This window comes from Niallia sp. M35, from assembly GCF_050971705.1.
Lineage (GTDB): Bacteria > Bacillota > Bacilli > Bacillales > Cytobacillaceae > Niallia > Niallia circulans_A.
On record NZ_JBPCEP010000017.1, the window covers coordinates 57398 to 79916 of the forward strand.

Below are 22519 nucleotides of genomic sequence, written 5' to 3' on the forward strand. Positions count from 1 at the left end.
CACATTTTTACTAGTTATTTGTTTCTTAATTCACATTAGTACCTATTCTACACCTGTAGATTATGCACCCAAACCAGTTATCTAAAATCAGTATTTTCGGAAAAATCAAGCTGCATCCCTATCCGTTTCAGCATTTATGAATTATTATAGTGGTATGACACAATAAAGGAGAGAATAATGACTACTATACAAAAGATAAATCAAATCGGAGTACCAGTTAAAGACATTAATAGAGCAGTAAAGTTTTACAAGGCTCTTGATCTTCCCTTACTTTTTTCAACAGATACAATGGCATTTTTCGATTGTAATGGAACAAGAATTCTACTCAGTTTACCTGAAAAAGAAGAGTTTGCTCATCCAAGTTCTGTCCTTTACTTTCAAGTAGAAAACATAAAGGAAACCTATGAAAAATTTACAAATGAGGGAATATCCTTTGTCGACGTACCACATATTGTGGCAAAGATGAGTGGAATGGAAACTTGGATGACTTTCTTTAAAGATACAGAAGGCAATACGCATGCATTTATTAGTGAAGTGGAAGCTAAATAAATTTTCTTCAATGGGTACCTTATGATTTGATGGTATCCATTATTCTTTTATAAAAAAGTTTTTTATTAGCTAAACTGTCCCTTTTGTGACATAGAGCAGTCCTCTCCTTGTTTAAGGAAAGGATGCAAAACTTTGTTGAATATATAAATTACTTCCAAGTTTCATCTAGTTTATCTGAATAGAAATTTATAGCTCTTTTATAACTTAGTAATTCAGTGTCATTTGTCGTATTAATTAAACACTTTAGTATCAGCTCCATCGCTTTACTATGTTCTTTTAAATTGTATAAGGTCATGGAATAAAATACTTGAATTGCATGATTATCTGGGAATAATTCCATTCCTTTTAAGAATACATCTTTTGAATTTTCATATTCTCCTAAAGCTCTATATGTACTCCCTAATCCCAATATTGCACCTTCCATATCCTCAGAAGGTAATCCTATTTTTATAGCATTTTCGTAATATGGCACTGCCTTTTCTTCTTCTCCCAATATATCAAAGCTCCAGGCATATTGATAATTATATATAGCATCCTCTGGGAAATCCCTTACCAATTCACCAATCAGTTCGTTAGATTCTTTGAGCTTTCCATTTTTCCGTAGATCTATAGCTTTATTAAGTTTGATATTCATTACATACAACTCCAATGTTTTTTCCTCTACGTCTTTTATCCTAACGCAGTTCTATTAGTAATTCTATTTGAATCAGAAAATTCCTTCCTTCGGCTACACCATTTGTTCTATGAAGAAAAATAAACTAAAATAGAGTATTCAACAAGAAAAATCATTCTAAGGAGTACTTGAAATGACCTTTATTGAAAGAGAAAAATGGATATTGCTTGATGGTAATTCTAGTATTAAGAGAACTAGGTCTCAAATAGATCCACTTCCCACCTTTAAGAAGGATTAATGAGAAGAAATATTGATCTAATTTATGTGGGTTAGAAGAATGTACTACGGATGTGTTTAGACCTGGAAAAGGAAAAAATATCATTACATTCGTTTATGATATAGAAAATCTACTAAAATTCGGAAAATAGAACTTTTTCCTAATGGAATGTTATTTATATTTAACTAAACAAAATTTCAAGTTATATACAACAAAAATTTTAACTTGCATAGAAACTTTTACACCAATAATCATATAGTTTAAGAGCAGATTTTATTTTTTTAAAATGATGTAGATCGTGCTCCATTAATCCTTTTAAGTACTCATAAAGTGTTAGTTTAGATTGATTAATCTGTAATTCAATTAACCAATTATCATCAGATATGTTGCTTAATTGATTGATTAACTCGTATCGAATATGTATGCATTTTTTAAAGGTACTCTCTATATCTTCGGTTCTAGCAATTAATGCAGATTGAGAGTTTAAATCATCAGCTTTAGGACCTTTGGGCAAATCTTTAGCTGATAATAAATATGGAATTCTGTATTGTAAAACAAATTCATCCTAAGCATAAAAGTGACCTATGATTTCTATAACAGACCATTTTCCTTCTCCAATTGGTTTTCTAAGCAAATTTTCATTAAAATTTGCTAATTTTTGTATAAATCTATAAATTTCTGTTGATGCTCTAAAATTCCTAATTTCTGTTTTAGCAATTGTACCACCCATATATTTATTCGCATTTATTTGCGAGAACCTCGAATAAATATTTCAAAGTCCCAAAATCTTCTTTTGGTAACATTTCATAAAAGAATGCTATTCAAAATAAGGCTCGATTATTGAATAACCGATAAAAATCCTTCTTGAACTTGCCCCTTTAGATGAATATCAACCTTGTTTAATAAATCAATGTTTCTTTAAGAAGTTTAGCATTTCATTGAAAGCTTGTTGGGATGATTTCTCATTAAATTTTATAGAGTATGGGTCGCTAAATCCGTGATGTCCAAAATATTTATGTACTTCTATATTCTTTTTATCTAAATTTAAAATTAACTCATCCACATTAAATGATTGCTCCTCTTGAGGAAAGAATAAAATTATAGGACATATTAGTGGTACTATTTTCGTGAAATTCCTTATTCTCGAACCATAGTACCCCACAACCCCATCAAGACAATCTTCCTCGCTGCACTACCAAGCAATCGTTGCCCCTACACTAAATCCAATAATATATATTTTTTGATATTTATTTTTAACACCTGCTAATAAATTCTTTATTTTATCTGCAGCATCGGAGAATCCTACAGTCTCCATAAAATTGTGATAGGCAATTTTCTCCTCAGAATAATTAAATGGTTGTTCCCGTTCTAATAAGTTTGGGCAGATTATATCAAAATCCTGATTTGATAAAATATCACAAAAATTCTTTATATGTTGATTAATGCCATAGATTTCATGTATGACAATAATTAAATTATCTGATTTTCTCAGTATTTGAAGCATCTTTATTCCTCCTCAAAGGTAATCTACAATTATATAACCAATAGAGATTAAATCATTTCTTATTCAACTATCCTCCCTCAATAAATAAACACTTATCTCTTAATGCGCAGCTATTCTCACTATTACTATATAACTGGGTTATTAAGGTTCTCGGAAACCATACAGAGCAACAAATGTTACAAATAGACTAGTTAATATCATTGAAATACTAAAAAGAAATAATAAAATTCTATACTTATTCCTTTCTGCGAAAATAGCAAACAAGAAACCTATAATATTGTATAGATTTAGTAAAATAATAAAGGGATATCCCTTAGTTCCAAAAGATAAAGCGGTAAGAAGCTTTTCATCATTTTGTAACAACGAAATAAACAGAAGTAATCCTAATAATGTGGAAATTACAGACAAAATCGAAAAGAATTTTCTCATTTTCCTCCTCCAAATATTTTCTCTTTATGACTAAAAGTAAATTTTTTACATAGGTTATATTTAGTATATCATACTGCCATTATTTCCAAAGACACTATGTTTGCTTCTATTTGATCTAACTCTGCGGTAAGTTCTTCCGCCAGTGGTTTTTAATGAAAAAATGATTGAAAGTCTGAGTTTTTCTTTTGTTGTAAATATAATTAGAATATATGCCAGTAAGATATTCAAACTCAACAGTTAACTATCTCTATCCCTCACATAAGTCTCGTCAAATGGTCTTTCTTAAATTTGTTCAAAAGTTTTGATGTGTTTTTCTAAATAAACATTCATTGGTTCCATTTTTAATTTAAATTTATCAAAGGCTCTGTCATCTGTTGATCAAACATCATTCTTCTTGCAGATTTAAGCAATTGCAGGGAGTGAATTAGCCAAATTGGTGAATTTATCAGCCAAAACTAGAAGCTTATCAGCCAAACTTCATTTTTATCAGCCAAAGCTAAGGGCTTATCAGCCAAACTTCATTTTTATCAGCCAAAGCTAGGGGCTTATCAGCCAAACTTCATTTTTATCAGCCAAAGCTAGGGGCTTATCAGCCAAACTTCATTTTTATCAGCCAAAGCTAGGGGCTTATCAGCCAAACTTCATTTTTATCAGCCAAAACTAGGAACTTATCAGCCAAACTTCATTTTTATCAGCCAAAGCTAGGGGCTTATCAGCCAAACTTCATTTTTATCAGCCAAAGCTAGGGGCTTATCAGCCAAACTACATATATCCTTAAACTTATTTCTTCCACACCTCGTTATTACTATATAAATCTCACTTCAGCTTTAGTGTTTACATAGTTTTACGCTAATAATCTATGTTGCCATTTACTAGTAAACACCATTAAAAGGAGATGATATAAGTATGTTTACTATTAGAGAAATGAATAGATCAGATATAGCTTCCATCCGGAAAATTGCTGTTGTCACTTGGAAAAATACATATAGTGAAATCATTCTAGAAGAAATACAAGCGAAAGTTTTAAATGATGCCTATTCAGATGTTGAAATGGAGAAACGTCTTAACTCTTCTTTAACGCTTGTTGCAGAAAATAACGATAAAATTACAGGATATGCATTTTTTCAGGAGAGTACTCTTTCGTTAATGGTTTATAAAGGAAATCCTAATTTATCATTTTATGAAAAGGAAGGATTTAGAGTTATCAAGGAAAATGCTGGAGATTTCTATGGCATTCAATGATTTTTACTGTAATGACGAAAGTTTTAAAAAATCATAGTGCTTAGTAGGTTAAGAGGAGAAAATTCCCGAGTATTCCTAAACTTTGGGCAAGACTTTCTAGTATTTTCACATATTTTCTTTCGTTTTTGCTTTAGATAAAAAAAATAATGCTACAACTGCCAAAATAGTTATAGAATTATACGCATCACCTGATTTAAAAAGCTAGTATTAGCTATCCAGAAAATGGTAATAAACCCCATCTTCATTTGATTATATTGTATAATACAATTACTACGACAAATGAATGGAGTGCTTTAAATGACTAAAAATGGATGGTTGTCGCTACTTATGGTAGGTATTTGTATTATATTATCCTTATTTCTCAGCACCAAAAACGCAGGAATTTTCTTCTTGCTATTCCCTATTTTATCTCTTTCGGGCATTGTCTTTGCTGTTTTTTCGAAAAAATGGAGCAATATTATTCTTGGAGTGCTTTTAAATGGGGCAGCAGGTGTGTTTTTTACATTATTAGCATTCGCAGTAGGATTTGGTGAGGCTTAAAATCCACATCTCATGTTGGCTCCAATATTCTTTGGTTCGATGGAGCAAAAATCATTATCGTGCATTTAATGGGATATGCATGATAATGTTTTTTTGCAATAATTTCCCCTCCTTTCTTATTTAACTGGAAACCCCCTTCCAAAAAACTTCCCACAAAGCTTCTAGCTTATCATCTACTCTTTTTTCCGAATGAAAATAAACTATTTCTACCATAATAGCCATGATGATCCCTGTGAATGCTAGGTTAAAAGTGTTTGTATCTTTTACATGAATTTGGCTATGTTTGATCCATTTGCTGCTTTTTTGGCCAATTAGTTCTTCTTGAAATTGCTCTGCTTCAAAAACCTCTCTTTGGATGACATCATATAAATGTAAGGGTGGGAAAAATCCCATTCTTAGCCAAAACTTCAACATTTCATTTTCTTGGAACAATTCTTTTGTGTATAGTAAATATTCGTAAAGAAAAGTTTCGGGATTATGACTGTCTTTTTTTTCAAAAAAATACGCTTTGCGTTTTATCTCTTCTGCTTTTGCTTCCCTTAATACTTCAAGAAATAATTCATCTTTCCCTTTAAAATGAGAATAAATAGAAGCTTTCTTTATCCCAGCTTCCTCAGCAATTTCTGAAAGAGAGGCTCCTTCAAAGCCATTTTGCAAAAAGAACTTAATTGCCGCTTTTTTTATTTCTTCTTTTTTCATCGGACTCTCTCCTTTACGAGATTAGTTTTAAACCTACAGCTGCAACAAGTATCATCGATATAAATAAAATTCTTTTGCCATCCTTTGGTTCTCCATATACAAACATCCCTAATAGAGCAGAACCAACTGTACCAATTCCTGTCCATACACCATATGCCGTTCCCATTGATATAGTTTTCATTGCATAAGATAACAAGGCAAAGCTGCACATAAACCCAATGATTAAATAAAGGAACGCATCCCACTTTTTCATCGTTAATCTTTTAATATTTATAACGCCAATTATCTCACAACAACCTGCTGCAATTAAAGCTAACCATGCCATCTATTCAAGCCTCCTCTTGATTTGCTGCTTCATCTGTTACTATTTTCAAACCAATTACCCCAATTAGTAATACAAGCATCAATATTATTTTTGCTATGTTAATTGGTTCATTAAATAAAACTATTTCTGCGATCACTGTTCCAGCAGTTCCCAATCCTGTAAATACAGCGTAAACTGTTCCAATTGGCAAATATCTTGTCGTATATATCATTAGATAAAAACTAATAGCAATTGCGAAAATGGTTCCACTCCATTCCCAAAGATTTGATGCATGTTTTAAGCCTGAAACCCATGCCACCTCGACGATTCCAGCACTAAAAACCATCATCCAATATTTATTCAAATTAATTACCTCCCCTATATAACTACCAACCGTTCGGTAGTTTATTTTGTCACACAATAGCATCCACGTCAAGAAAGAAACTTGTCTTTAGGGAAGATTTTGTTGAATGATAAATTGCGAAAGTGGATTAACATAAAAGGAAGATCATTGGAAGATAACGCTAAAATGGGTTTTAGATTATATCTCAATCATAAATTCAAGTGGAAAGATCTATTTGTTATTCCAAACAAAAAAGAGAAATTATGTGTGCTAATTTCTCTTTGCAGGTTTTCGTTTTTAGTATGACGTCATTATCTTATCTAATTCACTTACTAATAATTTTTTCATTGCAGATAGTTCTTCAGCATTTGGTTTCACATTCTCAGCATACATTTGGTCTCTAGGTGTCCACCATACTGGGTGAGTTGGATTAGGTTCTTGTTCGCTCCTTGGGAATATGTGCCAGTGCATGTGAGAATCACCATTTCCTAAAAGCTCATAATTTAATTTGATAGGCTTAAATGCTTTATATACTGCTTCTGATACCCTACTCATTTCGACAAGAAACTTTTCTTTAAAATCACTATCCAACTCATGCAACTCATTTTTATGTTCTTTACAAAGGAATAATGTATAGCCCTTAAAATATTGATGATCACCAATAACGATATAACCTGTTTCCAGTTCTTTGACGAAATACTTATTGGTTCCTTTTTTAATCATTTCTATCCGATTGCATATTAAACAATCTTCCACTAAAGTTACCTCCGTTAATTTACAAATATTCAATAGTTATCTAAGAATTGATGAGAAAACTTATTTCTAATTGGAATAATTGCTTTCTCTTCCAGTGAATATAAATTTTATTTAGCTACGCCCTTTTTTAATGGTATATAATAAGGTACCTACCAGCATTCCTAAAGCTGCTCCTGCTCCGTAGCTGCCTATTGCTATAAATACATGCCCTGAAATCATTGCAAATGTACCTAATAAAGAACCAGCTAATAATCCAAAAATCATTCCATATATTAAATAGTTTTCCAATTTGGGATGTTTATTCCCTTTGTTAGTAGGCATATTTGTCCCCTTTGTCAATCGGCATTTTCTTCTGGAATTGAGGTATCTGGCTATTTTTTTGTATTTATTAGGAAGTATGAGCTCCCGCCCGTCATAATGCCTCCTACAACAGTGAGTGCTGTACCAATCATTACCCAATTTGCGGATAGAAAAGCAGATACGTAAATTCCTGTCATAAGTAGTAGTATGCCAACGATTATCAAGATTGCAACTTTATTCATTTTATCCCCCTATCAGCTAACTTAGTTTCGTTGTTTGAATACCGTTCAAACGTTATTTATATATATTTATACATACGTTTATGGGAGCATTTAGTTTCACTAAGTTTGGATAAATTTTTATTAAATAGGAATGTTTCCTTCCCTTAAATTTCTATTTAAAGTATCATAATCCTTCTTTTTAAAAGAAACAGCTATACTAGCCACTCTCCTCGAGTTCGGAAAGAGCATTAATTGTTGATGAAACTTTATTCCTAGTGCTCCTATTATTTGGTATACCAAATTCAATAGGAAAAAACAGTCGGAATCTACGCCATCTTTTAAGTGGTTTTTAATATTTATCACAACTAAGTTGTCTATGAGTTCAAATCTCGGTTTCCTTGGAGAAATATTATTAAGTTTGCAGAGCTTCTTTATTGCTAAATTAAAAATATCTGTTTGTTCTTCATTTTCTATCATAAGATATTCTCCTTATGTTAATTGACAATATGAAAGATTTTACTACCTATAACCTTCTTGCAGCTTAACACTGTAATACCGCATAGCTTTAGGAACCCCTTCTAGTTCAAATATCCCTTTTAATACTAATCGGATTAATCGATATTCGAAGTAAATATCTCCGATCCTTTGATTGAGATTTCCAATAATCTCTCCTATTAGCCGCGCAGATTTTATAAAATCTGCATTATTCTGTTCTTTATGTAATAATTTAGCTGTTTTTATTATATAATTATCGTAATAGTCTTCGCCAACACTATCAATTTTCTTATCCGCCCAGATTCTTAAATTTTTATTCTGTTGGGATATCTTCTTCCACTCATTGATGTACTTTAATCGTGCACTCTTTGTAAGTGGCTGTTTCCAGTTATTTTTTTGATAAATGACTTGTAACTCCTCAGATGTAAACTCGCCAGTATGTATTGCATGGTCCTCTGCATCCGATTTGGAAGCTATCTCTTTATTGTATTCCAAGGGGTTAATTAAGAAAATATCATTCGTTTTATGTTGTAATAAAGAAAGAACAAAGCGTTGTGCCGTTTGTTCATTAGCATTTTCACCTGCCCAAATGATGATATGCGCCTGTTCTTTGATATTCTTTACTTCTAAAATTGTTTTATGGAATTTTCTCTTATAGCTAAATAAATACTCATCATCATAATTAATATGGTTTATTAACCATTTATGCCTAAGTGCGAATCCTATTTCCTCCTCTATCTTCCATAATGGTCCAAAGGAAAAATCATCTGAAAAATAGATAACCTTTTCCTCTTCTTGCACTCCCATTTCTTTAAGTGCCATTCTTAAACTGCCAGCAGCAGATTCACCAAAAACAATATGTACGACCTTATAATCACTTTTATTTTCAATCTTTGGTTGAATTGTTTTAGCTTGTAAATAATTTTGATAAGTTCTTCTTAAACTTTTCGCAAGTTCCTCATCTGGCTGTTCTTCCACACTTATTTGTAGCAGAATAAGAAATAACAATGACCTTACTTCTTCTTCACTTGCATTCTCTACGTATTCTTTTAATTTATGAATCATAATTTTTCACCCTTTTGACTTGTTAAAAAATTTTGTATTTTCAGTTACTTCTATTTCTAGCTTCCCTTTTTCATCAACAGATAAGATATTAATTTTAGCTTCTCCATAATACCCCTTTTCAAAATAACCAATGATATACTCTGTTTGTTGATTCCCTTCATTGTCTTCATAGATTAGTTTTAATGCTGCTTCTTCAAAGTTATCGGAAGAATTATCTTTTACACTCACCTGAAATTCTTCTTTTTCTCCTGCCCTAATGGTTGGAATTTCAATATCCTTTTTAATATTTTCATAGGTCAAATACAAACCGGATATATCCTTGTTTGCTTGATTTTCGATTTCTATATCAAAACCCTCTCGTGGCAGAAAAAGAACGAGAATTCCGATTACTCCTAGTATAAAAACAGTTGGAACTATTATCCTTTTCATTTATTGGATCCTTTCATTTGGCATCTTTAAACGAGGAACTCATTCCTCGGCATCATTTTGAGTCTGTTTGAATGTACTTTCTATGAAACTTTGTTCATCCTCTGCAGTCATAATGCCAGTTGCTTCCCCAACGTTTCCACCTTGATATTTCCAAAAATAATTATGATCTTTATCAACCGTGCTAAAGTCTCCAACCTTCCATTTTTCCAGAATCCCTAAGAGGTTATCTTTATTGGAAAAACTACTGTTTTTTACAATTTCATAAAGCCGATTTACTCTATCATTTGTCATTTGCACTGCGCCCCACTTATCGGATGCGTACACTTTTTGGTGTGTCATTTTATGCAGAGTTGATATTGCCCGATCTTCGTTCCAATAAGAATAATCAATGCTCTCCTTCCCTGTTTCATCAAGAATCTCTCCTTCTTTAGTTTCTGCCACAAAGGAATCATTATTTGTTTTTACTATAAAATGCTTATATATAACAAGAGATCCCCCCATAATTGCTAGTAATACAACAACTCCGATTGAATAATTCACCCATTTACTACGTTTCTTTTTTCGCTTTTCTGATTCCACTACTTTGACCACCCCCATTGATTCATCAACCTATACTTTTACCTAACAACCTCTTTAGTTTCTATCCGAAATAGACTTTATTATTATCTTTCTATATCAATAATAACATAATATTCCAACTATTGAATTATTTATAAACAAAAGATACATCTAGCTAGAGATAATCATATATTTATCATGTCACTATGCAAAGGAGGAAAAAGGGATGATACTTGCTTAATGTAGCTTATTAAAATCAATGGAAAATTATCAAAATGTACACTATGAGGATCTATTTATTTAACTTTGACTGCAAACTAGGGGTGCATGGACGTTGCAGAAAAACTAGAGGTAACTGTCATTCCCCCACTTGAGCTTACTTTCCTTTCAATTTCTATTGTTTCGTTGCATGATTATTTCAATTTGTCACAAACAAAAATGTAAAAACAATTTGACATATATTAAACTCATGATAAAATTAATATGTAAAATGCTTTTTACATTTTAATAAAGGAGATGGAATGATGAATTGGATAGTTGCTTTATTACTTATTATTTTAGCGATATGTATTCTATTAATTGTAACGAATCTTGTGTCATTACCAAAATTAGGAGATGAAAGAGCAAATTACATTAAAATGAGAGCACAATCATACACCTTTGTAGTTGTAATCGGGATTTTATTGTTAGAGATTATGGAGTCTATCTATGTAACAACTTGGACGAACAGCCATTATGAGGGGATGAAACCATTTAGTTTTCTTGTTACAATTTCAGTTATATATTTAATTTCATTATTATTATCTAAGAGGAAATATGGTGGATAAATGAAAAATCGTATTAGAGAATTAAGAAAATCGGCAAAATTATCTCAAGAAGAATTAGCAAAACTATGTAATGTGACAAGACAAACGATAAATGCAATTGAAAATGATAAATATGATCCCACTTTACAATTAGCATTTAGCTTAGCCGTTGCATTGGCTACAACGGTAGACGACCTTTTTATATACGACACTGTTATAAAATAATGAGGCAGTTAAAAAGAATAAAAACCCAATTCGGGTTTTTATTCTTCTTATGAAAGAAGATAAGTAGAAGTTATGCGCAGACTGATTAAATGTCTTTATTTTCTTCTAAAAAAATTGATAATAACCTTTTACGCAAAGAGATTTTCAACATTATTATATAATTTAAATACCATCACTCGTTCACCTGTGCGAGAGCTTAAGTCTGTATGAAAGCTTTTTACTTCCTCTCCCGTAATGGTTAATATACATTTTTTTAGTTCTTCAACACCTGATTCCACTAATTCGGAGCGTGTTTTCTTAATGGTTAATAGTCCTTCTTTTGTTTCACACACCGTATATTCCGCTGGGGTTAGAATGCCCTGCAAATTCACTATGATCATGTCGCGTAATATATCTGTTTTAACAGATAAGGATCCCCGACCAAGGAAATCCTTTTCCCATTGTGTTATTGCTTTACTTATTTCCGCTTCACAAGCACCTTTTGTTAATTTCATTTTATTATGCATCCCCTATTAAACAGATAAAAACTAATTTTTCTATATTTGCCATCTAAGATGATTTAACACTTGAACATCCTTTATTATTAAAATTAATACAAATCGATTAAAACCTCTTATATAGAAATGAATATATACCATTCTGATTTGCAACACCATCAGCATTAGCATATTTCAACATTTTTAAGCTGTTTTATTTGTATTTATTTCCACAACAGAAGACTTTCCATCTTGATTATTAATCAGTAAACCTCGCACTTTTACCGTTGGTGGCACTAATGGATGATGACAAATCATCTTAACACAATTTTTGATATTGTCACCAGTATTTTGTTTTCCATTTAGCCATTCATTAATCGTTTCACCAGTAAATTCAGGCATGCTATTTTGAAACAGATAATCCAATGTCTGTATTCTTGACTTAAATTGTCCATCTATCGAAATAAAACGATCGGCCTCACTGCTTGTTCCGACAACAAAAATTTCTTCTACTTTTTCCTGAAAGACAGCAATAATAATTGACCTCATTATATCTCCAAAAGGATTGGAGATAACAGGACCAAAGCATTTTATAGTTAACATGTTTTCAGGCTGTATATTGGTTTCCTCTTTTATAATTGATTCCAATCCATCTCTAACATCCATCAAAAATAATACTTTTTTTGTCTTATCTAAAATCATCTCGAACCCTCCTTTACCAATTCTCCCAATCGCCTTCTGGGCTGACACTTGCTAAGCGAACCCAGCCATTTTGGACTTTTTCTTGAAACGCAGCATTAGTTTGCAATAATCGCTCTACATAATTTTTTGGTGCCTGAATTATAATCAGTAAGCGAAGTGGTGAATGAAATGCAGCTTCATCTGATTGCATAACAGATTGCCACGGTAAGCCCGTTAATAAGTCACTCGCATTCCCCTGCATAACACCAAGACCTGCTGTTACGGTTTGTGTTGCCTTATTGCCACTTCCATAATAATGTGGAGCTACTGTTGATGCGTAATATTCTAGATTTATCCATTGAGTAACCGTTCCTGGACCTGAAATAATATTATCTAAGATTTCTCCGCTTTCATCCTTCTGCCAATTATAGTTATGAAGAAAGACTCTTCCTTCCAAGTCACAGCCATTTGTTAAATCACGTTGACCAATTATAAAAGCTGCATTCCCAGCTAAGCCCCATTCGGGACGGATCACACTCCAATCCTCTGCCAAGCAATAGGCCTCAGACTGAGAATTTTTGCGTTGGGATGGGAAATGCGGTATTTTAGCTAAACGCTCTGTATTTGCCTGTTTGCTTACTTTTGGCAAAATGGCTTTAATCCGACGAAAAGCCTCTTGTGCTGATTTGGAAAGCTCTGGAACATAAATCCAGTCTAATTCATCAACGGTTGTATTATGCTCAGCAGCTGCGAAAACCGTTTCCTTAGGAATGTCTATTCCTTCTAAAGACAATGCTCTTCTTACTTCAGGCAGGTTGCACAAAGTTGCTAAGACTCGCGCGTTGAATCCACCTGAAGCCCCGCCACAGGCACCACAATCAAGAGAAGATGCATAAGGATTATTAGTACTGTGGCTTCCATGTCCACATATAACAACTAACGGGCTGAAATTCTCTGTTATCCCCATCATTTTTAATGCTTGGCGGGCATAATTAACTTTCTCTTCCTCGGTAAACCCAATTGGTATCCCGTTCTCTGTTTGATGAACATGATTAAGAACCAGTTTTGTATTTGGTTTACGCAGCCAATTTTTGCGTAGATTATGAATGAAGCGATCGGCACTTTTTGGGACAAAACTGCGTGCTGCCATTTGGAGACTTAGCCAAGGACCACTTAATTCTGGTAATAGTAAGTTTGCAAGTAAATTCTGTTTCATCGATTTGAAAGTATCGCTAAAGGAATGAACGGTCTGCTGACGTTGTTGAAAGGCTTTAAGTTCATTCTCATCCGTACTCTCCATGATTTTATGCAATGGCTTTTGCATAATTGGCAAGGATGGGTGACTGTGTTCGCTTCCTAATTTATTCGTAGCTATCGGTACTCCAAAGAAACCAGCCATTCCTATTGTTTCAAATGGTCCCTCTTTTTCAAGCTGACGGCGAAATGGCTCGGAGCGAACATCTATACAGAATACAAATTGTGCTAATGTTGTTGCCTTATCGTTTGTACTGAATTGTTTCGCACTAATTTTTTGACTTAATTGTTCAGCATGTGTTTGCTCCCAAGCTTCCAGCCAGAGTTTTCTGCAAAGCTTCTCATCAAATTTTGCTGCAAATAACAAGTATTCTTGTTGTTGTGCACTAGACAACTGAGACCATTCCTCTAATGACAGACTCCCCCAATGAATCAAAGCTGCTAAAAGACCATCTATGGACTGATTATTTTCGTAGCTTTTCGGAATAAAAGGGAGCTGCGGATTGATAAGCACCCATTCTAAGGAAATTCTTACTGCTAAATATTCGGTTAGCAGGTTATTTTCCTCACTCGATTGTTTAGAACGCCAGAGCATCATTCCTGCCCATCCAGGCAAAGATATTAAATGTGCTTCAAGATATTTCTGTTTTTCTGGTTCAGGAATAGAAAGAGCATTTAATCCTTTATTCAAGGCTATTTCTGCCTCTTCTGGCCACTTTTTTAAACTTTCACGTTGTTTTTTTGTAAGGGCAGGATCATAACAAATCAGCCGGCGCCAAGAACGATAAAAACCTTCCTCTCGATGTGGCATTGTCCAGGCAGCCTGCGACTCATCAAGATATAATTTACACCACTTAATAACATGGTAATCGAGTATATTGATTAATCTTTCCTTATCTTTACTTTGTAGATGTGAACTGATTGGCTGCACAGACGAATAATGGGCAAAATCTGTATGATGCTTCCTATATTCTTCTGCTTTTTTCTTTAATTCATAAGATGTGAGCAAGCTGGATGGAATGGGTTCCAAATTTAATGCCGCATGGCAAAAACGCTCTGCCACATCTTGTGGGATATTAAAGGGATTTGATGCAAGCCATTGTTTAAGACCTTGTTTAACAAATACCTCTTTAATCTCTCCCTTTTTTTTCGCTGAAAGGATCATAGAGGCACTAGGATAAATATCAACATCACGAGTCTGTTTTAACCAATCTGCCACTTGATCAAAGGTTTGTTTTTCAAGTCCCATCCACGGATGACGGGCTGCGAACGTAGAAATTGGCCAAAGCGGCGCAATTACTTTGCTGGCAGCTTCAATGTAACTACTAATATCGCTTTCTACAAAATTATCTGGTATATTTTTTTTATTTGAACTAGCTTTTGTTAATACAGATGTAATACTCATCACACATTACCTCCTTTTATGGTAATTGTTGTTTTAGATAGCTCGGATGACTTTCTACTGCTTTTGGCTTTGCTTCTCCTAATCGCACTAACCAAAGATATAGGACAGTAAAGAAGATGGACGAACGATTTCTAGCAGCGATCGCCCCTATTACAGTGCCAACTAATAAAAGACAACCAACGATAAGAACAACAGCTAATGGCGGCTGCGAACCTTGGAAAACAGCAGTCTGTAATATGTCATAGAAAAAATGATGAATAAAAGAATAAATAGCAGCGGTTCCTCCTACAAAAATTAAACCAGCAATCCGGCCAATGCTCCCTTCTCCAAAAGCAACAAGCTGTCGCCAAGAAATAGAAATAGACCAAACTAAAATTAACGCACTAATTATTTGATAGCCTTCTCTTGGTGCTTGAAGCCAAAAAACTAGCCCCACAGCAAAACTTAAAATCCACCCTGCGATCGTCCATAAAAAAGCGGGCTGTGTTTTTCTGTAACTAGACTCTTCCTTTCGTCGCACTGCTGAACCCGACTGTAAAAATAGCGTCGCTTTGAATAAACCATGTAGAATAAGGTGGATAATGGCAGCAACATAGGCACCTAAGGCACACTGAATGAGCATGAAACCCATTTGTCCAATCGTCGAGCCAACTAACTGACGTTTATAGTCAACTTGTACTAAACTAATTCCTGTACCAACCAAGACAGATATCCCGGCAAATATTAGTAATAAAATAGTGGAAGCTAAATCGCCATTAAATAGTGGAGAAAAACGAGTAAGCATGATTCCACCTGCATTGACAATTCCTGCATGCATTATCGCTGAAACAGGTGTTGGTGCCACAACAGACTCTACTAACCATCTTTGGAAAGGCCATTGGGCTGCTGGAATGATAACCGCTAGGACAATCAATAAATTAATTCCAGTTCTTTCCCATGCCGAAATTCCAGCTAGATTTTCAATCGATAGTGCGGTTGATAATTGCCAAGAATCAGTACTGTGAGATAACCAAACTGCTGCCAATAACAAGGACACCCAACCGATTAAAAAATGATAACCAGATAATTTAGAAGCCTCAGTAGCTACTTTCCAGCCATTATTTAATCTTATAAGTAAGGTTAATCCTGCTAGCGTTACTCCCCAGAATAGAACCAACCATCGCAGATCTCCACTTAGCCAAGCAATGGAAGCGGCAGTTGTGGTAAAAGTGAAAAGGGTAAAATACTTACGATAAGATCGATCTCCCATTAAATAGCGGATTGAAAAACGTTGAACAATTAAACCAATGACAAGAACAAAAAAAGTCATCAGCCAAGCCAAGGAATCCATATGAAAAGGACCTGCATTTTCTGCTCCATTCGGATTCGCAAGCGCGATTAAAGCGAACAAAGGCGGTAAAGACACAATCCAGATATGAATCCTTACATAGCTTAATGGCACTTTTTGATGCAAAAATAATAGTCCACTCAGCATCGAAACAATAATCATCATAAAAAACACTAACAGTAATGATGGCATACTGTGCAAAAGAAACATTTTAAAAACTCCTTTAACTAACTTACTTCAAAAAACCTTTCATTTTTCCAATAAAAAAGCCGACAATCTTTTAAATTCACCATGATCTGCAAATCATGAGAACTCAAAAAATTGTCGGCTTCTCTTCAACTAATTACATCGAATTGTTTGAAGAGCTACCTCTATTTGGTTTTATATTTTCATTTAATTAATAAAAGACATTCGTACAATAATTTAGGATACTTATTTATCAAATCACTTTTCCTTACTTTATTAAGTTACTTTTTCATTCAGTCAATATCATTATTAAAAGAATGCTAAAGTCTTAATTTTTAAGCGAAAATTAATTTATAACTAAGTATGAAACTAACTATAAGATATGTCAAATTTTTATATTTGTCAATAAGAAAGCCTAATCTGCGAAGAAAAATCAAATTAATTCATGGGAAAGGAGAGAAGGTAATTCATCCGATCATGCTAAAACTTGATTCACGTTCGGATACGACTTCTTTTTTATCTTCTACCAACTAAATAACACTTAACACTTTCATTCATTAGTAAATTGGTACATAATTAGTATAGTCTATCATACTCGAAGGGATCGGTATCATGCTCCGAATCGAACTTATTTGTAACGAAATCAAACGTTTAATGGCTGATTATTATAAATGTGAAGATGCACAACTTAAAAAGCAAATACATAGTGATATTAAACTTTTAAGCAACGTTCTCTACCTTAGTGATCTGCCAGACGAATATCACGAAGCAGAACAGGAAAAGAGAGAAACTATTTAGCCGATGCTTCCACATCTGAAACTCACTTTATACTGCTGGAAATAAACAAAGAAGCATCTTGATTCATAAAAATACGATTACCTTGATAAAATGTTTTCCTTTTTGATGAACGAAAACCTACTTCCGACAATATTTCATTTAATTCTTCCTCTGTAAAACCGTTATGCACTTTTGGATGGTTTATTTTATCATTTTTTTCAAAGTCGATGATAATTAATTTGCCATCCTGATTTAAAATTTGGAATAACGCTTGTAAAATCTTCTTAGTATTTGGGATATGAAGAAGAACTAATGACATTAAAATAACGTCTGCCTTATGTTTCGGAGTGTCTTGCGTAAAATCAGAATATAGGATATCTGCATTCATAATTCCTCTATTAGCTATTTTTGCTTGGGCAACCTCCAGCATCTGTTCGGATGAATCTACTAACAAAATCGAAGCTACCAAATCCGATAATTCTAAACTAACGAGACCAGTTCCGCTCCCATAGTCCATTAAAGATAGAGATGTACTGTTTTCAAGTTCTCTTCTTACTTCCTTCACAATCACATTAGCTAATTCTCTTCTATCTTCTGTATCATATCTTTTGGCCAGCTGTTCAAAAACATTCGTTTCCATTTTCCAGTCTCCCTACTTTATCGATTATTCATTATATCAATATAACAAAGTATTATTTGAGGTTGCACTTTTTATATAATTCCCAATAGCATAATCGTTATTTATTACCACAATATATTCCTTCCACCTATAATCCACCATAGCGTCTTTTTCGTTTACAGAAATCTTCCAACGCATATAGAAATTCCTTCTCCGAAAAATCTGGCCATAATACATCAGTAAACCAAAATTCTGTGTACGCCAGCTGCCATAGGAGGAAATTACTTATTCGCTTTTCTCCACCTGTTCGAATAAGGAGGTCTGGTTCCTTCATACCAGCTGTATATAGATAGTCTGAAAACTTCTGTTCATCCAATTCCTGTAGCGAAAATTCATCATTGTTAATATCCAAAAATATCTCTTTCATCGCATGTAAAATCTCTTGTCTGCTTCCATAGTTAAGCGCAAAATTCAGCAAAAGTCCGTCATTACCACGCGTACGTTCGATTGCGTCCTCAACAGCTTCACGGGTATGAGCTGGAAGCTTTTCGATATCTCCTATTAATTCTATGCGAACATTACTAGCTATCAGATCTGGTAGATATATAGATAGAAACTCTTTAGGAAGCCTCAATATGAACTCAACCTCTGTCTTTGGTCGTTTCCAATTTTCTGTAGAAAATGTATATAGCGTAAGAACCTTTACCTTCCATTTAACGGCGGTCTTTACAATTTTCACTACAGTTGATATCCCTTCTTTATGACCAGCAATTCTAGGCATTCCTCTTTTCTTTGCCCAGCGTCCGTTTCCATCCATAATGATGGCAACATGTTCCGGTATCGTTTCGTTCAGAAAAAGGTCGGATACTGCTGCTTGTTTCTTGCTGAAAAAAGGTAGTTTCATTCCTTTCCCTCCTTCCGAAATGTTTTTAATTTCTCTATGTTAGAAAATACGTCACAATACTTTTCAAATAGCCTTTGCAATTTTACTTATTCATTTTCTTGGCTCTTACGATATTCTAAAATATCTCCTGGTTGACATTCTAGAGCTTTGCATATCCCCTCTAGTGTTGAAAGTCGAATAGCCTTTGCTTTTCCATTTTTTAAAATAGATAGATTCGCCATTGTGATTCCAACCTTCTCTGAAAGTTCAGTTACACTCATTTTCCTTTTTGCTAACATCACATCAATATTAATTACAATTGCCATTTCATTCACCTCAGACTGTTAACTCATTTTCTGATTTTATATCAATCGCTTGTTGTAAAAGCTTTTGAAGAACAGCTGCAAAAACCGCAATTACAATGGAAGCAAAAATCGGAATCATTCCAAATAGGATAAGACCTGGAGCATCGTCTGTCTGAGCTAAGAGAAAAATAAAAGGCGTCATTAGAACGTATAAGATACTAATGCTGATTGCATCTTTCTTTATATGGCTTAATGCCTTAACAGACATCTCAGAGAATGCTTCATTCCTATCAATATTCCCCAAAAGTCTAAAAGCCTGATAAAGTGCCATATAAAATGGGATTGCAGATAGATAGATTCCCAATACAAGCGGATATAGTATATGTGCATAATCTGGATTTACTGGGTTTTTAGCCAAGCCATACATTCCCCATAATCCTAAAGCAAGAACTGGAATTCCAATAAGAACAACAGCAACCCTTAAAAAAAGGGTAGTTCCTCTTTTCATAAAAAAACACCTCTTCTATTTATTATCTTATTGAAATTTACCACATGTTTTATCGTTTTACAATAAATTTTTATTCATTTTTATACTTTTTTTATTGATAAACAGGTTGAACATATATTTATAAAGGTATATATACTCCTAAATACGATTCGGTTCTTTTTAATAAAATTGTTCCTATCAAAAAAAACAGTCCAATCAATTACTAAATGGACTGCAATGTAGTTTGCTAAATTTTTTATTCGGTTATATAACTTTACCTAATTTCAATCCAATACCGCTGAACAATCTCCTTCCCATCTGTGGAAATTACTTCATTCTCTAACACTCCCCCAACTTTTTGAATCGTTTTAGCAGAAGCGGTATTTTCTTTATCGCAGGTTACTAGCACTTTATTTAAACCAAGCTTTTTTGCTTCTAGTAAACTAAGTCGCAGTTGTTCTGTCGCATACCCTTTCCTTCGTTTGGCTGGATGGATACTATAGCCAACATGCCCACTCTCCATCAATAGTTCTGGTGTTAATCGATGGCGGATATTAATAAGTCCCATTAATTCCCCATTCTTTATGCTTAAAAATTGAGTGGCAGGAACCCGATTAGGTGGGAGGTTTTCACCTTTTTCCTGGCTGTTTACTTTATTAAGCCATTCATGAAAATCTGTATAATTTTGCAAAGAGCTTCCACCATATGGCTGTTCTTCTATTTGTAAAAAAGCTGATCTATATTCCATTAATTGTTTGCTATATTTCTTTGATGGTCTTACTAATTCCATTAAAATCCCCCGCCTCCATGCTATTTCCTTTTACTGATTGAGAAGAATCAGATTTCTTAGTCACTGTTATCAGAAGATAATACAGAAAAATTTCCAATTAAAAGGAAATAACGATATAATTAAGTCATAATAATCCATACAAGTTTGAAGTAATGACAAAAAGATAAAATAGGAACGAAAAGTGGTGAGGACAATAAAAACACATGAAACACAGAAGAATGACGCTGATTTCTCAAATGACGATGAAATTTTTGTACCTAAAGAATTTGCTCATTTGCAAAAGCAACAGGCGACCAAATAGGAGTTACAAACTATAACATTAACTCTTTTCCAAAGTTTGTAAAAATATCGGCCTATTTATTTGTTGGATTATTATGTTTATTTGTTTTAACATCTATCATAGTGATGTTTGCTTTTTAAATAGAAAGAAATAGGGATAAATTAATTCACCCTATTTCTTTCTATTTAATGTACAGATTACTGATGGGCAATACATTTTAAAATGACTTTATAAACACATTCAAAAACATAATAAGTAGAAAGAGCAAACTAAAAACAATTGCAATCTTTTCCGTAATATTATCTTTTTTATTATCTTCATTTTGTAATTCTCTATATTTAGCTTGTATTTTTCTTTGTTTCCCATTATCTATTTTCATGGCATTTTGTCCTTATAAATCTTTCTGATCCACATTCAGTTCAATCAAATTACCATCTGGGTCTGCACAGAATATTTGGGCAAATCCGCTTATTCCATAAGGCTTTTCTAAAAATTCCACGTTATGCTTCTTTAACCAACTACGCGTATCATAATAATTTTCAACTCGGAGAGCAAAGTGCCCTTCCCGACTGTTTATCGATTTATCTTTGCGAATTGTCTGGGAATTTGGATAGACAATTAAATGAAGTTGCTGATCCTGTATTTGGTACCAGGCACCAGGAAAATCAAAATTAGGGCGGGGAAGTTCTTTTAGGCATAATATTTTCTCATAAAAGTGTTTAGCCTTTTTTAAATCGGTTACAGTAAGACTTACATGATGAAGGGATTCGTATTTAATCAAGCGATTCACTTCCTTTTTATTATTATAAAACGAAATGATGGTTCATTCTTATCTAATGCTTTGTTCATAAATAATTCCATTTATAATGGTATATCAACTTAAAAAGTACTGCGACACTATTCCTCTAAATAAGTATATACCGAAAAGAATAAAAGTTAGAATAGAAATTACTAAATTATTTTAACTATATAAATTTAATGTTCAACACATTAAAACAATAGAATAATGATTCCTAACGATAGCATCAAGAAATACATAACCATTAACTAATCCCTCACTTTATATCCTTATATGAAAATAGAGAGGTTAGTTTCATCGCGCTAAACAAAAAAGATCAGACCCAATGTGAGGACCTGATCGGTTTTCAACCTTATTTCGCTTTTTGCTTTACTTCCAAATGGAAAGAATAAATTTCACTTGGTCCAATTAAACGAAAGCCTTTTCCCTGCACATAGTCGAACTTTAAATCTTCATTAATATGCTTAATCGTTAATGGATCTAAATAAATCGTTAAACCATTATCCTCAAATGCCTTATCCTCTTCTTGTGGAAAATCAACCGCTAAATCAAAATTGTAAACATAGCTGCAGCCGCCACTAAAAATGGTACTTAATCGATAAACTGCACCCTCAGGAACTTCATAGCTACGGAATTTCTCAACAGCTGCATCGGTGATTGTAACCTTCATCATGCCATCTCCTGCCTTTGTAACATTCTTATATATATAAGAATGGAAATAAACTTACTTTCAGCTTAACGGATGACATGGTTTCTTGCAAAAATTCTGCTTTCAGTAGCTAGAAAGAGTGGAAACCATTGTTTTAATGTTACTTTTCTTTTTTTCACAATCCGCAAACGATATGATACCTGTGCAGACACTATTCTGCACAGGTTAATGGCTAATTACGATCGA

The 22519-nt window shown here is 33.5% G+C and carries 32 protein-coding genes and 1 pseudogene; 6 read left to right on the forward strand and 27 right to left on the reverse strand.

Features of this window, described 5'->3' with window-relative positions; translation table 11 throughout:
* Nucleotides 1-177: 177 nt before the first annotated feature.
* A complete protein-coding gene (locus NiCM35_RS21595; RefSeq protein ID WP_433780745.1) occupies nt 178-549 on the forward strand; it encodes a VOC family protein in 372 nt (123 codons plus the stop codon).
* Between the two features lie 148 nt (nt 550-697).
* Here NiCM35_RS21595 and NiCM35_RS21600 read toward each other — a convergent pair whose 3' ends face one another.
* The 5 genes and pseudogenes from NiCM35_RS21600 to NiCM35_RS21620 all read right to left on the reverse strand — a co-directional run bounded on the left by NiCM35_RS21600 (nt 698) and on the right by NiCM35_RS21620 (nt 3372).
* Nucleotides 698-1183, reverse strand: a complete 486-nt coding sequence (locus NiCM35_RS21600) for a tetratricopeptide repeat protein (RefSeq protein WP_433780746.1) — start codon at nt 1181-1183, stop codon at nt 698-700.
* 476 nt (nt 1184-1659) lie between these two features.
* The gene (locus NiCM35_RS21605; RefSeq protein ID WP_433780747.1) at nt 1660-1953 is read right to left on the reverse strand and encodes a hypothetical protein; all 294 of its coding nucleotides are present in this window, start codon (nt 1951-1953) and stop codon (nt 1660-1662) included.
* A 51-nt stretch (nt 1954-2004) separates the two neighbouring features.
* Nucleotides 2005-2169 (reverse strand): hypothetical protein, encoded by a 165-nt coding sequence (locus tag NiCM35_RS21610; RefSeq protein ID WP_163188531.1) that lies wholly within the window; start codon nt 2167-2169, stop codon nt 2005-2007.
* A gap of 177 nt (nt 2170-2346) precedes the next feature.
* A pseudogene (locus tag NiCM35_RS21615) lies at nt 2347-2943 on the reverse strand (dienelactone hydrolase family protein).
* A 141-nt stretch (nt 2944-3084) separates the two neighbouring features.
* The gene (locus NiCM35_RS21620; RefSeq protein WP_095328424.1) at nt 3085-3372 is read right to left on the reverse strand and encodes a hypothetical protein; all 288 of its coding nucleotides are present in this window, start codon (nt 3370-3372) and stop codon (nt 3085-3087) included.
* A gap of 906 nt (nt 3373-4278) precedes the next feature.
* Between NiCM35_RS21620 and NiCM35_RS21625 the strand changes: the two genes are divergently transcribed.
* Complete coding sequence (locus NiCM35_RS21625) at nt 4279-4614, forward strand: GNAT family N-acetyltransferase (protein WP_095328423.1); 336 nt, start codon at nt 4279-4281, stop codon at nt 4612-4614.
* Between the two features lie 297 nt (nt 4615-4911).
* Nucleotides 4912-5154 carry a hypothetical protein gene (locus tag NiCM35_RS21630; protein ID WP_123259497.1) on the forward strand — a complete coding sequence of 81 codons (243 nt, stop codon included), beginning with the start codon at nt 4912-4914 and terminating at the stop codon, nt 5152-5154.
* 120 nt (nt 5155-5274) lie between these two features.
* On the opposite strand, the gene NiCM35_RS21635 is transcribed toward NiCM35_RS21630, so the two are convergent.
* From NiCM35_RS21635 to NiCM35_RS21680, 10 genes are all read right to left on the reverse strand, one after another.
* On the reverse strand, nt 5275-5853 hold the full coding sequence (locus tag NiCM35_RS21635; RefSeq protein WP_095328421.1) for a TetR/AcrR family transcriptional regulator: 579 nt from the start codon (nt 5851-5853) through the stop codon (nt 5275-5277).
* 13 nt (nt 5854-5866) lie between these two features.
* A complete protein-coding gene (locus tag NiCM35_RS21640) occupies nt 5867-6178 on the reverse strand; it encodes a DMT family transporter (RefSeq protein ID WP_095328420.1) in 312 nt (103 codons plus the stop codon).
* A 4-nt stretch (nt 6179-6182) separates the two neighbouring features.
* Nucleotides 6183-6521 carry a DMT family transporter gene (locus NiCM35_RS21645; protein ID WP_095328419.1) on the reverse strand — a complete coding sequence of 113 codons (339 nt, stop codon included), beginning with the start codon at nt 6519-6521 and terminating at the stop codon, nt 6183-6185.
* A 276-nt stretch (nt 6522-6797) separates the two neighbouring features.
* Entirely contained in the window at nt 6798-7256 is a 459-nt protein-coding gene (locus NiCM35_RS21650) for an HIT family protein (RefSeq protein WP_235850188.1), read from the reverse strand.
* Nucleotides 7257-7367: 111 nt separating this feature from the next.
* Nucleotides 7368-7577 (reverse strand): hypothetical protein, encoded by a 210-nt coding sequence (locus NiCM35_RS21655; protein ID WP_095328417.1) that lies wholly within the window; start codon nt 7575-7577, stop codon nt 7368-7370.
* 50 nt (nt 7578-7627) lie between these two features.
* Nucleotides 7628-7798: a hypothetical protein gene (locus tag NiCM35_RS21660; RefSeq protein ID WP_164463628.1), complete on the reverse strand. Its 171-nt coding sequence runs from the start codon at nt 7796-7798 to the stop codon at nt 7628-7630.
* 120 nt (nt 7799-7918) lie between these two features.
* Entirely contained in the window at nt 7919-8254 is a 336-nt protein-coding gene (locus tag NiCM35_RS21665; RefSeq protein ID WP_433780748.1) for a hypothetical protein, read from the reverse strand.
* A 42-nt stretch (nt 8255-8296) separates the two neighbouring features.
* Nucleotides 8297-9337, reverse strand: a complete 1041-nt coding sequence (locus NiCM35_RS21670) for a DUF1835 domain-containing protein (RefSeq protein WP_433780749.1) — start codon at nt 9335-9337, stop codon at nt 8297-8299.
* Between the two features lie 6 nt (nt 9338-9343).
* Nucleotides 9344-9766, reverse strand: coding sequence for a hypothetical protein (locus NiCM35_RS21675; RefSeq protein WP_433780750.1), 423 nt, complete (start codon nt 9764-9766; stop codon nt 9344-9346).
* Between the two features lie 39 nt (nt 9767-9805).
* Complete coding sequence (locus tag NiCM35_RS21680; protein WP_171509586.1) at nt 9806-10345, reverse strand: DUF6241 domain-containing protein; 540 nt, start codon at nt 10343-10345, stop codon at nt 9806-9808.
* Between the two features lie 500 nt (nt 10346-10845).
* Here NiCM35_RS21680 and NiCM35_RS21685 point away from each other — a divergent pair, with 500 nt between their 5' ends.
* Together NiCM35_RS21685 and NiCM35_RS21690 are read left to right on the forward strand one after the other, a co-directional pair.
* A complete protein-coding gene (locus NiCM35_RS21685) occupies nt 10846-11151 on the forward strand; it encodes a DUF2178 domain-containing protein (RefSeq protein WP_123257586.1) in 306 nt (101 codons plus the stop codon).
* Nucleotides 11152-11355, forward strand: a complete 204-nt coding sequence (locus NiCM35_RS21690) for a helix-turn-helix transcriptional regulator (protein WP_095328412.1) — start codon at nt 11152-11154, stop codon at nt 11353-11355.
* A gap of 128 nt (nt 11356-11483) precedes the next feature.
* Here the strand turns inward: NiCM35_RS21690 and NiCM35_RS21695 are convergent, their stop codons facing one another.
* From NiCM35_RS21695 to NiCM35_RS21710, 4 genes are all read right to left on the reverse strand, one after another.
* Nucleotides 11484-11849 carry a Na-translocating system protein MpsC family protein gene (locus tag NiCM35_RS21695; RefSeq protein ID WP_047940244.1) on the reverse strand — a complete coding sequence of 122 codons (366 nt, stop codon included), beginning with the start codon at nt 11847-11849 and terminating at the stop codon, nt 11484-11486.
* Between the two features lie 186 nt (nt 11850-12035).
* Nucleotides 12036-12533 (reverse strand): carbonic anhydrase, encoded by a 498-nt coding sequence (locus tag NiCM35_RS21700; RefSeq protein WP_095328411.1) that lies wholly within the window; start codon nt 12531-12533, stop codon nt 12036-12038.
* 13 nt (nt 12534-12546) lie between these two features.
* Nucleotides 12547-15171, reverse strand: coding sequence for a DUF2309 domain-containing protein (locus NiCM35_RS21705; RefSeq protein WP_433780751.1), 2625 nt, complete (start codon nt 15169-15171; stop codon nt 12547-12549).
* A 16-nt stretch (nt 15172-15187) separates the two neighbouring features.
* Nucleotides 15188-16708, reverse strand: a complete 1521-nt coding sequence (locus tag NiCM35_RS21710) for an NADH dehydrogenase subunit 5 (protein ID WP_095328409.1) — start codon at nt 16706-16708, stop codon at nt 15188-15190.
* A gap of 588 nt (nt 16709-17296) precedes the next feature.
* Between NiCM35_RS21710 and NiCM35_RS21715 the strand changes: the two genes are divergently transcribed.
* Nucleotides 17297-17482 (forward strand): hypothetical protein, encoded by a 186-nt coding sequence (locus NiCM35_RS21715; protein WP_095328408.1) that lies wholly within the window; start codon nt 17297-17299, stop codon nt 17480-17482.
* 22 nt (nt 17483-17504) lie between these two features.
* On the opposite strand, the gene NiCM35_RS21720 is transcribed toward NiCM35_RS21715, so the two are convergent.
* From NiCM35_RS21720 to NiCM35_RS21755, 8 genes are all read right to left on the reverse strand, one after another.
* Nucleotides 17505-18101, reverse strand: a complete 597-nt coding sequence (locus NiCM35_RS21720; RefSeq protein ID WP_095328407.1) for a class I SAM-dependent DNA methyltransferase — start codon at nt 18099-18101, stop codon at nt 17505-17507.
* Between the two features lie 127 nt (nt 18102-18228).
* Nucleotides 18229-18984: an undecaprenyl pyrophosphate synthase gene (gene uppS / locus NiCM35_RS21725; RefSeq protein ID WP_123259501.1), complete on the reverse strand. Its 756-nt coding sequence runs from the start codon at nt 18982-18984 to the stop codon at nt 18229-18231.
* A gap of 86 nt (nt 18985-19070) precedes the next feature.
* Complete coding sequence (locus tag NiCM35_RS21730) at nt 19071-19289, reverse strand: helix-turn-helix domain-containing protein (RefSeq protein WP_095328405.1); 219 nt, start codon at nt 19287-19289, stop codon at nt 19071-19073.
* 10 nt (nt 19290-19299) lie between these two features.
* Entirely contained in the window at nt 19300-19776 is a 477-nt protein-coding gene (locus NiCM35_RS21735; RefSeq protein ID WP_095328404.1) for a DUF2975 domain-containing protein, read from the reverse strand.
* A gap of 253 nt (nt 19777-20029) precedes the next feature.
* Complete coding sequence (locus NiCM35_RS21740; protein ID WP_171509583.1) at nt 20030-20545, reverse strand: GNAT family N-acetyltransferase; 516 nt, start codon at nt 20543-20545, stop codon at nt 20030-20032.
* Nucleotides 20546-21042: 497 nt separating this feature from the next.
* Nucleotides 21043-21204 (reverse strand): hypothetical protein, encoded by a 162-nt coding sequence (locus NiCM35_RS21745; RefSeq protein WP_164463627.1) that lies wholly within the window; start codon nt 21202-21204, stop codon nt 21043-21045.
* A 12-nt stretch (nt 21205-21216) separates the two neighbouring features.
* Nucleotides 21217-21606 carry a VOC family protein gene (locus NiCM35_RS21750; RefSeq protein ID WP_095328401.1) on the reverse strand — a complete coding sequence of 130 codons (390 nt, stop codon included), beginning with the start codon at nt 21604-21606 and terminating at the stop codon, nt 21217-21219.
* Between the two features lie 370 nt (nt 21607-21976).
* Nucleotides 21977-22297, reverse strand: a complete 321-nt coding sequence (locus NiCM35_RS21755) for a HesB/IscA family protein (RefSeq protein ID WP_095328400.1) — start codon at nt 22295-22297, stop codon at nt 21977-21979.
* Nucleotides 22298-22519 lie beyond the last annotated feature (222 nt).